Source organism: Streptomyces sp. NPDC057253, from assembly GCF_042669125.1.
Classification (GTDB): Bacteria; Actinomycetota; Actinomycetes; order Streptomycetales; family Streptomycetaceae; genus Streptomyces.
The window spans coordinates 26,451-39,909 of the sequence record NZ_JBHUXV010000036.1 but is presented as its reverse complement, the minus strand read 5'-3'; the positions used below and the strand labels follow the sequence as shown (position 1 = coordinate 39,909).

General features: G+C 72.6%; 11 protein-coding genes. 3 read left to right on the top strand and 8 right to left on the bottom strand.

The annotated features are described in order from the left end of the window. Positions 1 to 26: 26 nt before the first annotated feature. On the bottom strand, positions 27 to 1,124 hold the full coding sequence (locus ACFULQ_RS21080) for a chemotaxis protein (RefSeq protein WP_383546139.1): 1,098 nt from the start codon (positions 1,122 to 1,124) through the stop codon (positions 27 to 29). A gap of 88 nt (positions 1,125 to 1,212) precedes the next feature. Beyond that, the gene (locus tag ACFULQ_RS21075) at positions 1,213 to 2,796 is read right to left on the bottom strand and encodes an alpha/beta hydrolase (protein ID WP_383546137.1); all 1,584 of its coding nucleotides are present in this window, start codon (positions 2,794 to 2,796) and stop codon (positions 1,213 to 1,215) included. A 279-nt stretch (positions 2,797 to 3,075) separates the two neighbouring features. Here ACFULQ_RS21075 and ACFULQ_RS21070 point away from each other — a divergent pair, with 279 nt between their 5' ends. Further along, positions 3,076 to 3,717 (top strand): chaplin, encoded by a 642-nt coding sequence (locus ACFULQ_RS21070; RefSeq protein ID WP_383546136.1) that lies wholly within the window; start codon positions 3,076 to 3,078, stop codon positions 3,715 to 3,717. A 40-nt stretch (positions 3,718 to 3,757) separates the two neighbouring features. Here the strand turns inward: ACFULQ_RS21070 and ACFULQ_RS21065 are convergent, their stop codons facing one another. From ACFULQ_RS21065 to ACFULQ_RS21050, 4 genes are all read right to left on the bottom strand, one after another. Continuing rightward, on the bottom strand, positions 3,758 to 4,501 hold the full coding sequence (locus ACFULQ_RS21065; RefSeq protein WP_383546134.1) for a class I SAM-dependent methyltransferase: 744 nt from the start codon (positions 4,499 to 4,501) through the stop codon (positions 3,758 to 3,760). 16 nt (positions 4,502 to 4,517) lie between these two features. Next, on the bottom strand, positions 4,518 to 8,804 hold the full coding sequence (locus ACFULQ_RS21060) for an aminotransferase class I/II-fold pyridoxal phosphate-dependent enzyme (RefSeq protein ID WP_383546132.1): 4,287 nt from the start codon (positions 8,802 to 8,804) through the stop codon (positions 4,518 to 4,520). 132 nt (positions 8,805 to 8,936) lie between these two features. Continuing rightward, positions 8,937 to 9,416, bottom strand: coding sequence for a nucleoside deaminase (locus ACFULQ_RS21055; protein WP_383546130.1), 480 nt, complete (start codon positions 9,414 to 9,416; stop codon positions 8,937 to 8,939). Between the two features lie 10 nt (positions 9,417 to 9,426). Next, entirely contained in the window at positions 9,427 to 10,632 is a 1,206-nt protein-coding gene (locus ACFULQ_RS21050; protein WP_383546129.1) for an MFS transporter, read from the bottom strand. A 48-nt stretch (positions 10,633 to 10,680) separates the two neighbouring features. Here ACFULQ_RS21050 and ACFULQ_RS21045 point away from each other — a divergent pair, with 48 nt between their 5' ends. Together ACFULQ_RS21045 and ACFULQ_RS21040 are read left to right on the top strand one after the other, a co-directional pair. Next, positions 10,681 to 11,058 carry a MerR family transcriptional regulator gene (locus ACFULQ_RS21045; protein WP_383546127.1) on the top strand — a complete coding sequence of 126 codons (378 nt, stop codon included), beginning with the start codon at positions 10,681 to 10,683 and terminating at the stop codon, positions 11,056 to 11,058. A gap of 41 nt (positions 11,059 to 11,099) precedes the next feature. After that, on the top strand, positions 11,100 to 11,882 hold the full coding sequence (locus ACFULQ_RS21040) for a GNAT family N-acetyltransferase (RefSeq protein ID WP_383546125.1): 783 nt from the start codon (positions 11,100 to 11,102) through the stop codon (positions 11,880 to 11,882). 66 nt (positions 11,883 to 11,948) lie between these two features. Here the strand turns inward: ACFULQ_RS21040 and ACFULQ_RS21035 are convergent, their stop codons facing one another. Together ACFULQ_RS21035 and ACFULQ_RS21030 are read right to left on the bottom strand one after the other, a co-directional pair. Beyond that, positions 11,949 to 12,830, bottom strand: coding sequence for a GNAT family N-acetyltransferase (locus tag ACFULQ_RS21035; protein ID WP_383546190.1), 882 nt, complete (start codon positions 12,828 to 12,830; stop codon positions 11,949 to 11,951). 170 nt (positions 12,831 to 13,000) lie between these two features. Then, positions 13,001 to 13,264, bottom strand: a complete 264-nt coding sequence (locus tag ACFULQ_RS21030; protein ID WP_383546123.1) for a GlsB/YeaQ/YmgE family stress response membrane protein — start codon at positions 13,262 to 13,264, stop codon at positions 13,001 to 13,003. Positions 13,265 to 13,459: the final 195 nt, after the last annotated feature.

Below are 13,459 nucleotides of genomic sequence, written 5' to 3'. Positions count from 1 at the left end.
GCCGTGCGCCGGACGCCGTAGCGGAATCAGTACCGCAGCACTCCCGCGATGCCGTCGGCCCCGCCGAGCGTCCCGTCCGGCACGAAGCGGACGTCGGCGCCGGTCTCCAGACACTGCTCGACGATCTCGTCCACGATGTCCTCGCGGGCGTCCAGGTCGCCGCTCTCGGCCGGGACCAGATGGTCCCCGCCCCCGTCGCGGACCGTGACTTGGTAGTTCTCCTCGACGGCGAGCAACCGCAGCCGGCCCTCCCGGGCGCTCTGCCAGATCTCGTCGACGCCGGCCGCGAACGCCCGCCGCCCGCGCGCCGATTCGAGCTCGCGGGTGACCGCGTCGGTGCTCTTGCGGGCCTCCGCGGCGACCAGCGGCCGGACCGCCTGCCACACCGCCTCGGGGGTGCCGTGCGCGAGCCCGCCGTGCGGGACGTGCACCGCGTCCCTGGTGACACTGCCGACGTCGTCCAGCGCGGACAGCGCCGCGGTCTCGCCGGTCACGTAGAGCGGGCGCGGGTCCGCACGCAGGAGTGCTGCCATCGCGGTGTCGGCGTCCCGCAGGAAGTGGCGCGTGCCCTCGTCCCGGAAGGTGCTCGGCATGTCCCCGATCCGTTCCAGGCGCTCGGCGTCGAAGTTCTCCCGCGTCCTGGTCAGCGGGAAGCCGCCCCTGCGGTGCTCGGTGACCCGGTCGACGCCGCCGTTCCACAGGGTGGCGCGGTCGGCGGAGACCGACAGCACCCAGAACGGGCGCTCGGAGGCCTGCGCGGAGACGAGGTTGCGGGTCAGGAAGGTGTCCGAGAGCACCACCCGCTCCGGTACGGCACGCGCCAACGACCACACCTGGTGCTCACCCGGCGCGGCGAAGATCACCAGACCGTCCTCGGCGTGCGCCAGGTCGATCTCGGTGAGCGCCAGCTCCAGTTGCCGGACGACGTCGATGCGCCGCTCCCTGGGGATCGCGGGGTCGGCCTCCAGCTGCTTCCTGGCCTCGGCCACGACATTGCGCAGCCGGACCGGATCCTGGGTCTTCTCGGGTTCGCGGCGATGCGTCGGCGTCAGGACCGACACGGCCGGATAGGCGCGCGGACGGCGCAGTTCGGAGAGGGTCGCAGGGCTGAGTGCGTGCTCCATAACAGCACCATAGGACTGATTGACCGATCGGGCATTTGGGGCAACTTGATCGGTCGTCCGGGGGATTTCGCCGTGGGAGCCGGCGCTCTCACTCGTCGTCCTCGGGCCCGCACGAGCTGCCGCTCGGCGGCAGGGTGCCGTACAGCAGGAAGTCGTCGACCTTGCGGTGCACGCAACGGGAGAAGCCGTAACCGGTGTGCCCCTCGCCCTTGTTGTCGAGGACCACGGCCGAGTCGCCGAGGCGCTCCGCGGTCTCCACGGTCCAGCGGTACGGCGTCGCCGGGTCGCCGCGGGTGCCGACGAGCAGCATCTTCGGCGTACGGACGTCGCGCACCTTCTCCCGGATGTAGTCGGTGCCCTTGGGGCGGCCGTAGCACATCAGGTACTCGGTGAGCCGGTAGCGGCCGAAGACGGGGGACGCCTGCTCGTAGGCGGCCCGCAGCCGGGCCAGGTCCCTGGTGATCCGGTCGGCGCCGGGGCGGTCGGGATCGTCCGCGCAGTTGACCGCCATCAGCGCCGCCGGAAGATTGTCGAACGGGATGTCCTCCACGTCGGCGAGCGGGCTGTTCGTCGGGTCGTCGGAGGGCGGGCGGCGGGTCAGGAAACCGGATCCGCCGCCGGCGAAGGCGAGGACGCCCGTGGTGTCGCCCTCCTCCACCAGCTCGGCGAGCGCCCGCTCCAGCGACGGCCACAGCTCCTCGCTGTAGAGGGCCTGGCTGATCGCGCCGACCAGGTCCTGGCCGGTGAAGGCGGGACCGAAGTCGGTCGGCACCGGATCCGCGTCCAGGGACGCCACCAGCCGTACGACCTGTTCCCGCGCGCCCCGCGCGTCCGTGCCGAACGGACAGGCGATGTCCTTCACACACCAGTCGACGAAGTCCTCCAGCGCCGTCTGCTGTCCGGCGGCGCCCGCCACGCCCTGCTCGGACACCGGCTCGGTGAGGGTGTCGACACCGTCGAGCACCAGCCGGCCCACCTTCTTCGGGAACTGGGCCGCGTACACCGCGCCGAGCCGGCTGCCGTACGAGAAGCCGAGGTAGTTGAGCTTCTTGTCGCCGAGGGCCGCGCGGATGACGTCCAGGTCGCGGGAGACGTTCACCGTGCCGATGTGCGGGAGCACGGGCCCGGAGTGTTCGGCGCACTGGGCGGCCGCCTCGCGCAGTCTCCCGAGCACGTCCCGGGGGTCCTTGCTGAGGGCCTTGTCGTCGTCCGTGGCGCGGAGGGCCTCGTCGGTGCCTTCGCCACAGCTGACCGGGGAGGACCGGCCCACCCCGCGCGGATCGAAGGACACCACGTCGTACTCGTCCGTGAGCTCCATGAAGTCGTCGCCGCCGGCCGCGAGTTCGGGCACGCCCGCGCCACCGGGGCCGCCGAAGTTCAGCACCACCGAGCCGCGCTTGTGCTGCGCCGTGGACCGGTAGCGGGCGAGCGCCAGGTCGAGGGTGCCGGCGCGGGGGTGGGCGTAGTCGACGGGGACGGTGACCTTGCCGCACTGGAGGTCCTTGGGGGCCTCCATGCCCACGCACTTCGACCAGTTGATCTTCTGGTGGTAGAAGCGTGAGAGGTCGGGCCCCGAGTCGTCCGCGGCCGTCGCCGGCAGCCCGGCGCCGAGCAGGGCCAGGCCCACGGCGCCGGAGAGAGCGCACCGTCGCCTCGTCACCTTGGCGAGCATCCATGCCTCCAAGGGCGCCCCACGGCGCCCTCGATCACGATATGCGGCCCTCGGCCGGGCCGCCTCCGGAGGAGTGGATCATGGAACGGGGCCTGCCCTGTGCCCGCTCGATGCCCATGAGTCGGGTTTGCCGCAAGTTCGACAACCATGTCGCTCGATGGGGTGAAAGGCCGATTAGCCATAACTCTGATGGTTCGCCTGCGTTTTACGCGGTGCGGGTGAGTGCCCGCGTCCATGTCTGGAAGGCAGGAACCGATGAGACGGGTTACCCGAAACGGCATGATCGCCGTCGCCGCCGCGTCCGGGGCGATGGCCGTGACGATGCCGGCGTACGCCGGCGGTGCGGCGGACGGGGCGGCCGCGGGCTCGCCCGGGCTGATCTCCGGCAACACCGTGCAGCTTCCGGTGCACGTCCCGGTGAATGTGTGCGGGAACACCGTCGACGTGGTGGGGCTCCTCAACCCCGCCGCGGGGAACAGCTGCGGCAACGCGGACGCCGGTGAGGAGTCCGGTGGTGCAGCGAGCGGAGGCGTGGCCGGCGGCGGTGCGCGGGCCGAGGGTGACGCCGCGGACTCGCCGGGCGTGCTGTCCGGCAACGGCGTACGGCTCCCGGTCCACCTCCCGGTCAACCTGAGCGGCAACTCCGTGAACGTGGTCGGCATCGGCAACACGTCGGCCGGCAACGAGTCCGTGAACGGGCCCGGCGACCACCCCGACGCCCCGGCCCCCGCCGGGCCGACCGAGCCCACGCCGGACACCCCGCCGAAACACCACCCGGCACCCCACGCCCCCTCGGACACCGGACCCGCCCTGGCCCACACCGGCGCGGACCAGATCCTGCCCGCCGCCCTGGGCAGCGCCGCGCTGATCCTCACCGGAGCCGCGGTCTACCGCAGGTCGCGCCCGCGAGTCATCCGCTGAGACAGCGCGGACGGGCGCCGGCGACGCAGGTGACCGGGTCTCACCCCCGACCGTCCGCCCCCGCCACCGCCGTCAGCAGCACCATCCCGGAGTCCCCGTAGTCCGGGAGGGTCGGGTCGGGGGCGACGTGGCTGAGGGTGAGGTGTCGGGTGAGGGGGGCGAAGACCTCCTCGACGGTCTCCGGGTTCACCGGGCAGCCCGGCCAGGTCGAGGTCGGGCCGATGCGGTAGGTCGGCATGTTCTCCATGAACGCGGCGACCAGGAGCCCGCCCGGCACCACACAGCGGACGAAGGCCCGGCAGAAGTCGGTGAACTCGGCGAAGTCCTCCGTGGCACCCTCGGCCACGAAGTGCATCGACGCCAGCTCGTACCCGCCGGGCTCCAGATCGCGGACGTCCGCGTGGACGACCCGCACCTGCGCGAGCGACCCGGCCAGGGTCCTCGGCAGCGCGGGATTGAGCCGCCGGCACAGCGCGTGGAAGGGCAGCCAGCTCGCGTCGGGCCCGCAGACGATCTGCCGTTGCAGATACGCCACGTTGCCCGTGCCCGCCTCGACGGCGTCCACCTGGCGGCTCGCCGCGGACGCGAGGATCAGCGGATAGAGGTTCGGCCCGGCACCGAACTCCACCGAGCGCGCCACACCGCCCGGCGGGATGCGCCGGTAGAACGCCGAGTGGTGGGCGATGACCTCCGCGTCCGAGGGATGCACATCCCGGTAGTTCTCGGCGAGGTAGTCGGCGACCGGCCAGCGGTCCCAGTCGACGTCGTCGTTGTGGGTCAGCATCGTGCGCGTCACCCCCTCACTGCCTCGGCCGCAGCCGGAACCGCTTCGCCAGCGCGGTCAGCGTGCCGTTCAGCCGGTCGATGTCGTCGTCGGAGTTGAGCGCGGTGATCTGCACCCGGAAGCCGACCCGGTCGCGCGGGACGAGCGGATGGGCGGCGAGCGTCACGTAGATGCCTTGCTCCCACAGGAACGCGCCGACCGCGTCGAGCTCGGCCGGATCACCCAGCGGGATCTCCACGATGGGCAGCCGGTCCCGGTTGAGGGTGTGCACGTCGAGGTCGGCGAGATGGTCGAGCACCCGCGCGGTCCTGCGGTACACGTCGGCCCGCAGCGCGTCCCCGCGGCGGTCGTTGACGTCGAGCCCGGCCAGCGCGGTGGCCAGCGACGCCGTCGGGGAGGGACCCGAGTACAGATAGGGGGCCGCGCTCGTCTTGAGGCGGTTCTTCACCTCGGTGGGCACGGCGAGGAACGCCAGCAGGGAGGAGTACGCCTTGGAGAAACCGCCGGCCATCACGATCCCGTCGTAGGACTCCCCGGTGTGCCGCACCACGCCGTTGCCGCGGCGGCCGTAGGGACACGGCTCGTCCGGCGCGCGCTCCCCGATCACCCCGAAGCCGTGCGCGTCGTCGACGTACAGCGTGGCGCCCCGGTCCCGGCACAGCGCGGCCAGCACCGGCAGGTCGGGGAGGTTGCCGGTCATGCTGTTCACGCCGTCCAGGCAGACCAGCCGGGTCGTGCGGGCGGGCACCGAGCAGAGCAGCGCGTCCAGTTCCTCGGGCCGCTCGGCGTGGAAGCGGTGCAGGGTGGCGCCCTGGCCGCGGGCGACCACGCAGCCGTCGTACACCGTCCGGTGCGCGTTCGCCTCGACGAAGACATGGCCGCCGTCGGCCAGGACCGGGATCACCGAGGCGTGGATGAGGGTCAGGGTCGGCAGCAGCAGGGTGTCCGGGGCGCCCAGCAGCGCCGCGAGCCGCTCCTCCAGCACCGGGTACAGCCGGGGACTGCCCAGCAGCCGCGACCAGCTGGGGTGGGTGCCCCACCGCCGGACCTCGGGGTCGATCCGGGACTGGATCTCCGGGTCCCAGTCGAAGCCGAGGTAGTTGCAGGACGCGAAGTCGATCAGCCAGTGGCCGCGGCTGCGGATCCGGCGCCCGCACACCTCGTCGATCACCGCGTCGCTCATCGGACTGGTGCGCCGCAGGTGCTCGATGCCCGCCGTGCGCTTCTCGGCGGCGGCCGACGGCGGTTCACGGTGGGCCGAACGCTCGGTCGTGGTGCCGAAACCCGGCGCGAAGCGGCCGCCGCCCTCCCGCAGCGCCTGCTCGCTCTGCTCCACCGTCATCGGCCGGGCGAACAGGAAGCCCTGCCCGAACCGGCATCCCATGCCGGCCAGCATGTCCCGCTGCGCCGGTTCCTCGATGCCCTCCGCGATCACCTGGAGGCCCAGGGTGTCGGCGATGCGGACGATGCCCTCGACGAGAGCGACCTGCTGGGCGTCGTGCGTGATGGCGTCGATGAAGGTCTTGTCGATCTTCAGTACGTCGATGGGGAAGTCCCGCAGATAGCGCAGCGAGGAGAACCCCGTGCCGAAGTCGTCGACGGCGATGTGCACGCCGAGGTCCTTCAGGGACTCCAGCACCGCCTGGATCTGTGCGTCCCGGCGCAGCAGCATCGTCTCGGTGAGCTCCAGCTGGAGGGAACCGGGGGCGAGCCCCGGGGTGCGCAGGGCCCGGCCGACCTGGTCGAGGAAGCCGCCGTCGCGGAACTGGCGGGCCGAGACGTTCACACTCACGTACGGCGGTGTCGCGGGGCCCGGCAGCTTCTGCAGGCCGGCGACGTCACCGACGGCGTTCTCCAGCACCCAGGAGCCGAGCGGCGCGATGTGCCCGGTCTCCTCGGCCAGCGTGATGAACTGCTCCGGCGAGACGGGCCGGTTCTCGGCCCGCGGCCAGCGCACCAGTGCCTCGAACCCGACCACCTCGCCCGCGTCGATGTCCACCACGGGCTGGTAGCGCAGGGCGAACTCCTGCGCGGCGACCGCCTGGGCGAGCCGGCTCTGCAGATCGTGCCGTTCGACCATGCGGGCGCGCAGCATCGGCAGGAAGCGCCGCCACTGCCGCTTGCCGGCCGCCTTGGCCGCGTACAGGGCGAGGTCGGCGTGGCCGAGCAGTTCCTCCGCGTCGGTGCTGTCGCGGGCGGTGGCCACGCCCACGCTGGCCGACACGCTGACCGACTCGTCCCCGAGCACGAACGGCCTGGTCAGCGCCTGCACCACCTGCGCCGCCAGGAGCTCGGCGTCGAGCGGCTCACGCGCGTCCTCCATCAGCACGGCGAACTCGTCGCCGCCGAGCCGGGCCGCCGTGTCGGTGCGGCGCAGGGTCCGGGTCAGCCGGTTGCCCACGTCGACGAGCAGCCGGTCGCCGGCCGAGTGCCCCATCGTGTCGTTGACCTGCTTGAAGTCGTCGAGGTCGATGAAGAGCAGACAGGTCAGGGACGACTCGCGGCGGCCGCGCAGCAGCGCGCGCTCGATCCGCTCCAGGAGCAGTGTCCGGTTGGGCAGGCCGGTGAGGGAGTCGTGGAAGGCCCGCTGCGTCAGCTCGTGCTCCAGCCGGCGCTGCTCGGTCACGTCCCGCAGGGTGACCACGAGCCCGGCCACGGTCCGCTCGTCCCGGAAGTCGCTGCACCGCACCTCCACCTCCACCCGCCCGGCCCGGTGCCGCACCCACCAGTGGTCGTGGGAGCCCTGCGGCCCGTGATCGCGGACGGCGGTCAGCTCACGGACCGCCCGGGCCCGGTCCCGGGGGTCCACCAGGTCGGGCAGACGGGCGCCGACGAGGTCCGAGGTGCCGAACACGGCGGCCGCGGACGGACTGGCGTACCGGATGGTGTCGTCGTCCTCGACGATCAGGATGACGTCGGAGGTGTTGCGCACCAGGGTCCGGAAGTAGGCCTCGCTCTCCCGCCGGATCACCTCCTGGCGCAGCAGGACCCGTTCCATGGCGAGCCCGGCGTGGGAGGCGAGGATCTCCAGGGAGCCGTGGGTCTCGGTGAGCGGTTCCGGCGGGGCGGCGACCAGCAGGACGCCGGGGTCCTGGGCGGCCGGGCGGTCGGGCGAGGTCATGGGGCACACCTGGACGACCGGCAGCCCGCCCAGCCGGGCGGCGATGTCGGGGCCGAGCTCGTCGGGGGCGACCCGGCGGGCCTCGCGGGGGCGCAGGGGTGCGGCCTCCTCGGCCGAGAGCACCAGGGTGCGGTGGCGGACCGTCGGTCCCAGGAGCAGGCCGACGGCCTCCTCGCAGGTCCGCACGACCTCCTGCCGCTGGATCGCCGACACCAGCGACTCGGCCGCCCGGCGCAGCGCCAGCTCGCGGGCGACCGCGCCCCGGTGGACCACGACCATGCCCGCAAGGCGCAGGATGACCAGCAGGAACAGCAGCGCGGAGAAGGCGGCGATCACCGCGGTGTGGTGGGGGCTGCGGGAGGCCGCCTCGTACAGCAGGATGCCCGGGGCGATGAGCGTGACCGCGGCCAGCATCACGAACCGGTGCCGCGGCGGCAGCGGGGACTGCTTCTGCGGTACGGCGGCGGTGAGCGCGGCCATCGAGGGATGCAGCGCGGCCAGGCCCCAGGCCGTGTAGAAGACGATCCACCCGGCGTCCAGCGCGGTCCCCGCCTGCCAGATCTCGTTGAGCTGGAGGACGCCGTAGGCGATGTCGAAGACGAGCAGGGTGACGGTGCCGACCACCAGCAGCTGTACCGACCGGTTGGGCCCCTCGACCGAGCTCGGGGTGAGCAGCCGGGCCAGCAGGGCCAGGACCAGCACGTCTCCGAGCGGGTAGGCGATGCTGATGGCCCGTTGCTGCCAGGTCAGACCGTCGACCTCGGCGAGCGGCTGCACCAGGTAGACCCACACGGGCAGCGCGAGACCCGCCGTCACGATCAGCGCGTCGAGGAGGCTGGGCACGTCGCGGCCCGCCCAGCGGTAGCGGATGAGACCGGACAGACCTATGGCGAAGAGCGGATAGGTCGTCAGGTAGAGGGCGTCGGAGGGGGAGGGGAAGGGGTTGGAGGCGTGGAAGTACTCCTCCATGACGTTGTAGTACGTGTCGCCCGCGATGAAGGTGAGCAGGCCCGCCGCCAGCGTCCACCAGGGCCAGCGGTGGGCGGGCCGGTTGAGCCGGACGCCCACCAGTACGGCGCCGACCCCGGAGAGTCCGATCACGGCCCACACGGGGCTGAGGGCGGCGGGGACCGTCATGTAGACGAGAGTGGCGACGGCGACCAGAACGACATGGATGGCCATCGGCCGACGGGCCGACTGCAAGGGCGAGCGCCTCCCCCCACTGGCCGCTGGAGGAGACCGGGTCTTCCACCTGGTCCTGGATCTTTCGATCGTAGGCACGGGGAGGGCGGCCTGCATCCCGGGAGATCGGTGTCAGCGCAGGTGGAACCGGTGGTGCAACTGCCGTACACGCTCGGTGAACCCGGGCACCGGGCCGTCCACGACGACATCGGGGGCGATCGCGCCGACCGGCAGGGTCCGCACCGGTGGTGCGGGGATCCCCCACTCCTCCAGCCACCCGGCGAGCTGCTTGGAGGAGGCGACGTACACGATGCGGCCGAGGCCCACCCAGGCGTGTGCGGCCGCGCACATCGGGCAGTGCTCGCCGGAGGTGTACACGGTCGCCGCGGCCCGCTCCCCGGGCGTCAGGTGGGCCGCCGACCAGCGGGCCAGCTCGAACTCCGGGTGCCGGGTGCGGTCGCCGGAGGCCACGCGGTTGTGGTCCTCGGCGAGGATCCCGCCGTCGGCGCCCACCAGGACCGAGCCGAACGGCTCGTCCCCGGCTTCCAGCGCCTCCTCGGCCAGTTCGACGCAGCGGCGGAGATAGGGCAGTTCGGTGTCCTTCACGACCATGCTCCTGAGCCTAGGAGCCCCGCCGCGTGGACGGAAACGCGTTTCGCCCGCCCAGGGCGACCACCCCGAGGGCCACCGCGACCAGGGGCAGCGCGGTCCACGGCAGCGCCCCCGCGCCCGGGCCCGCCAGCACCACGCCCCCGGCCAGCGAACCCGCGGCGATCCCCGCGTTGTACACCGTGGTCTGCATCGAGGTGGCCACGTCCGCCCGCTCCGGCCCCGACACGTCGACCAGCGCCGTCTGGATCAGCGTCGGCGCACCCCCGAAGGCCAGACCCCACAGGGCGACCGAGACCGGCAGCACCCCCGGCACCCCGGCGGCCAGGCCCAGGGCGAGCATCACGGCCGCGCACAGCCCCAGCGCGCCGAGCAGCGCGGTCCGCGGCCGCCGGTCCACGAGCACCCCGGTGATCCAGATCCCCAGCACGGTGCCCGCCCCGAACAGCAGCAGCACCAGACCCGTACGGCCGAACCCGGCACGCGCCGCGAACGGAGCGACGTAGGTGTACATCACCTGGTGCCCCACCAGCAGGAACAGCGTGACGGACAGGACGGCGGGGACGCCCGGCACCGCGGCCACCCGGGCGAGCGGCACGCGCGCGTGCGGTGCCTCGCCCGAAAACCCGGGCACGCGCGCGTGGGTCCACCCGACCAGCAGTACGGCGAGCGCGGCCAGCACGCCGAAGGCCGTACGCCAGCCCACCGCCTCGGCCAGTGCCGTGCCGGCCGGAACGCCCAGGGACAGCGCGAGGGTGATCCCGGCCAGGACGACCGCGATCGCCCGGCCGCGCCGCTCGGGCGGCACCATCCGGGCCGCGTAGCCCGCGAGCATCGCCCAGAGCGTCCCGCCCACGCACCCGGCCACGAGCCGCGCACCGAAAGTGAGGGCATAGGACGAGGACAGCGCGACCACCGCGTTGCTCAGCGCGAATCCGAGCAGGGTGCCGACGAGCACCGGCCGGCGCGGCAGCCCGCGCAGCAGCGCCGTGAGCGGGATCGCGGCGGCGAAGGACGCCACCGCGTACCCGGTGACCAGGAAGCCGACCCGGGCTTCGGAGACGCCGAGTGCCGGGGCCATGCGGGGCAGCAGGCCGGCGGGCAGCAGTTCGGTCAGGACGGCGGTGAAGGCCGCCGTGGACAGAGCCAGAAGCCCGGACCACGGCAGGGAAGCGGGCGCGGGCAGGGCTGTGCCCTTGGCCAGGGAAGTGGTGGACATGCGACCATGCTCGGACCTTCACATCAGTGTGAAGGCAAGGGAGCACATATGAGGATCGGCGAACTGTCCCGCCGCACCGGCGTCCCCACCAGGCTGCTGCGCTACTACGAGGAGCAGGACCTGCTCGCCCCCGAGCGCGCCGGCAACGGCTACCGCGACTACGGCGAGGCGGCGGTCCGGGACGTGCAGCAGATCCGCGGGCTGCTGGACTCGGGCCTGACCACGGAGATGATCCGCGCGATCCTGCCGTACCTGTCGGGGCCCGAGGAGATCCTGCTGCCGCCGGAGCACCTCACCGCGGAGACGGCGGCCCTCCTGGAGGCCCACGTCGACCGCATCCAGGCCCGGATCGACTGCCTGGCCCGCAACCGTGACCGCCTCAGCGCCTACCTGACGGCGGTGCGCACCGCCGCCGGGCGGCCGTAAACGCCATTGCCGCGCGGGCGTCCGGATGATGGAGTGGGCCCATGGATCATGTTGCGGTACTCGCGCTCTTCGACCGGGACATGCGCGAAGGCGCACAGCCGGACGGTCCCGGCGCCCATGTGGAGCGGGACGGCCGGGTGGTCCGCCAGGTCGCCGGCGACCGCGGCTGGAACGGCGTCGTCTGGTCGGACCTGGACGAGTCGAACGCCGACAAGGCGATCGCCGACCAGATCGCGTACTACACCGGGCTCGGCCGTGAGTTCGAGTGGAAGCTGTACGGCCACGACCTGCCCGTCGACCTCGAACAGCGGCTCAGATCGGCCGGGTTCGTCCCCGGGCCCGAGGAGACGCTGATGATCGCCGAGGTCGCCGACCTCTCCCTGGACGTGGCGCCGCCCGAGGGGATCCGGATCCTCCCGGTCACCGACCAGGCGGGCGTCGACCTCGTGGCGGACGTCCACGAGAAGGCCTTCGGCACCGACAGCTCCCGGATGCGGCACCAGCTGCTCGCCCAGCTCCGCGACGACCCCGAGACGGTGGTCTCGGTCGTAGCCCTCACCGGTGACGTGCCGGTCAGCGCGGCCCGCCTGGAGCTGGTGCCCGGCACCCGCTTCGCCGGTCTGTGGGGCGGCGGCACCGTCGAGGGCTGGCGCGGCCGCGGCATCTACCGGGCCCTGGTCGCGCACCGCGCCCGCGCCGCCGTGGCCCGCGGCTACCGCTACCTCCAGGTGGACGCCCTTCCCACGAGCCGCCCCATCCTGGAACGCCTCGGCTTCGAACCGCTGACGACGACGCAGCCGCACCTGTACCGGCCCGGGAGCTGACGGTCCGTCCGGCCCGGATGCCACATCCCGGCCCGCGCGATCTCCGGGCCCGCGACCACCCGGTGATCACAGATCGAGCTGGTACTCCAGGGCCTTGTGCGTCGGTACGTAGCCGAGGGCGTCGTTGACGGCGAGCATCGGTGCGTTGCTCTGCGCGGTGTCGGTGCACAACCCGGCGAGTCCCGGGTGCCGTTGACGGGCGTGACGGATGGACGCGGCCTTCATCCAGCGGGCGAGGCCCCGGCCCCGGTGCTCGGGCAGCACGGCGGTGCCGTAGTGCTGTCCGTCGCCCAACCCGTCGCCGCCGACGACCAGTTCGGAGAAGCCGACCACCCTTCCAGCGGCCTCGTCCACGGCGGCCACGGTGTGCAGCAGTTCGCCGCGCCGCGCGACGGCCTCGGCCGCCGCGACGACCCGGTCCACGTCCCAGACGACCGTCCCGAAATCCGTGCCCTCCATCGGCATGTCGTCCATCGCGCGCCGTGAGTGGGCGAACGACAGCGCCAGCTCCTCGGGCACGGTGCCCTCCCACGCGGTCAACCGGTAGCCGGGGTGCGGCAGTTCGACGAGGGCGTCGAGAGCCGCGGGGTCCAGGTCGGCCAGCGGGAGCCGTGCATAGGTGAGCGCCAGGACCTGCCGGAAGCCCCGCGCGGCCAGGAACAGGTCGGCGGGGGAACCCTGCACCGCCTGTGCGATCAGCGACCGCCGCCGTTCCGCCCTGGCCGCGCCCACGGCGGCCTCCAGCAAGCGGGTGCCGATGCCCCGCCGCCGCTCGGCCCCGTGCACCGCGAGGTTCAGCTCGGCCAGGTGCTCCTGTCCCTCCTTCGTGAACAGCCTCAGGAAGGCGGACCCGAGGGGAACCCCGTCGTCGTCCGAGGCCAGCCAGGCCAGACGGCGGCTGGAGGCACCGGGTTCGGGATCGGAGAGCGGGGTGAGGTGGAAGGACAAGCGGGTCTCCGTCACGGGAAGGCGGTCGGCGAGCGGTTGAAGCTAGCCGCCGGGACCTGGGGCCCGCAACGGGATTTGCGGGCGGTGCGCCGGCCTCCGGCGCACCGCGCTGTGCTGCTCTTCTCGTCCGGACGTTCGGAAGATCCGAACATCCGGAACGTCAGGAACCGTCAGCGGCGTGCCTTCGACCGGTCCAGCGCCGCCACGCCGAGCGCGGCGAGACCGATCTGGATGAGCCACTCGATCCAGTCGATGCCCTTGGTGTCGGCCACGTCGAAGGCCCCGGCGATCGCCGAACCGATGAGCGCGGCCACGATGCCGACCAGGATGGTCCACAGGATGCCGATGCGCTGACGGCCCGGAACCACGAGCCGGCCGAGCACACCGATCACGATGCCGATCACGATGGCACTGATGATGCCGTCGACTTCCATCTCCCGCCCCTTTTCCGATGGGCTCCGCGGGCTCCGTCGAGCCCTGATGCAGTGCAGATGCCCGCCGAGGGCCGCCGCAGTCCAGCTCCGTGCCAACCGCCGGTCAACACCCGGTCAACCCTCGTCGAGGAGACCGGAACGAACCTTTCCGGACCCCTGAATGACATGTACGGTTCAAACTACTCGTGTATCTAT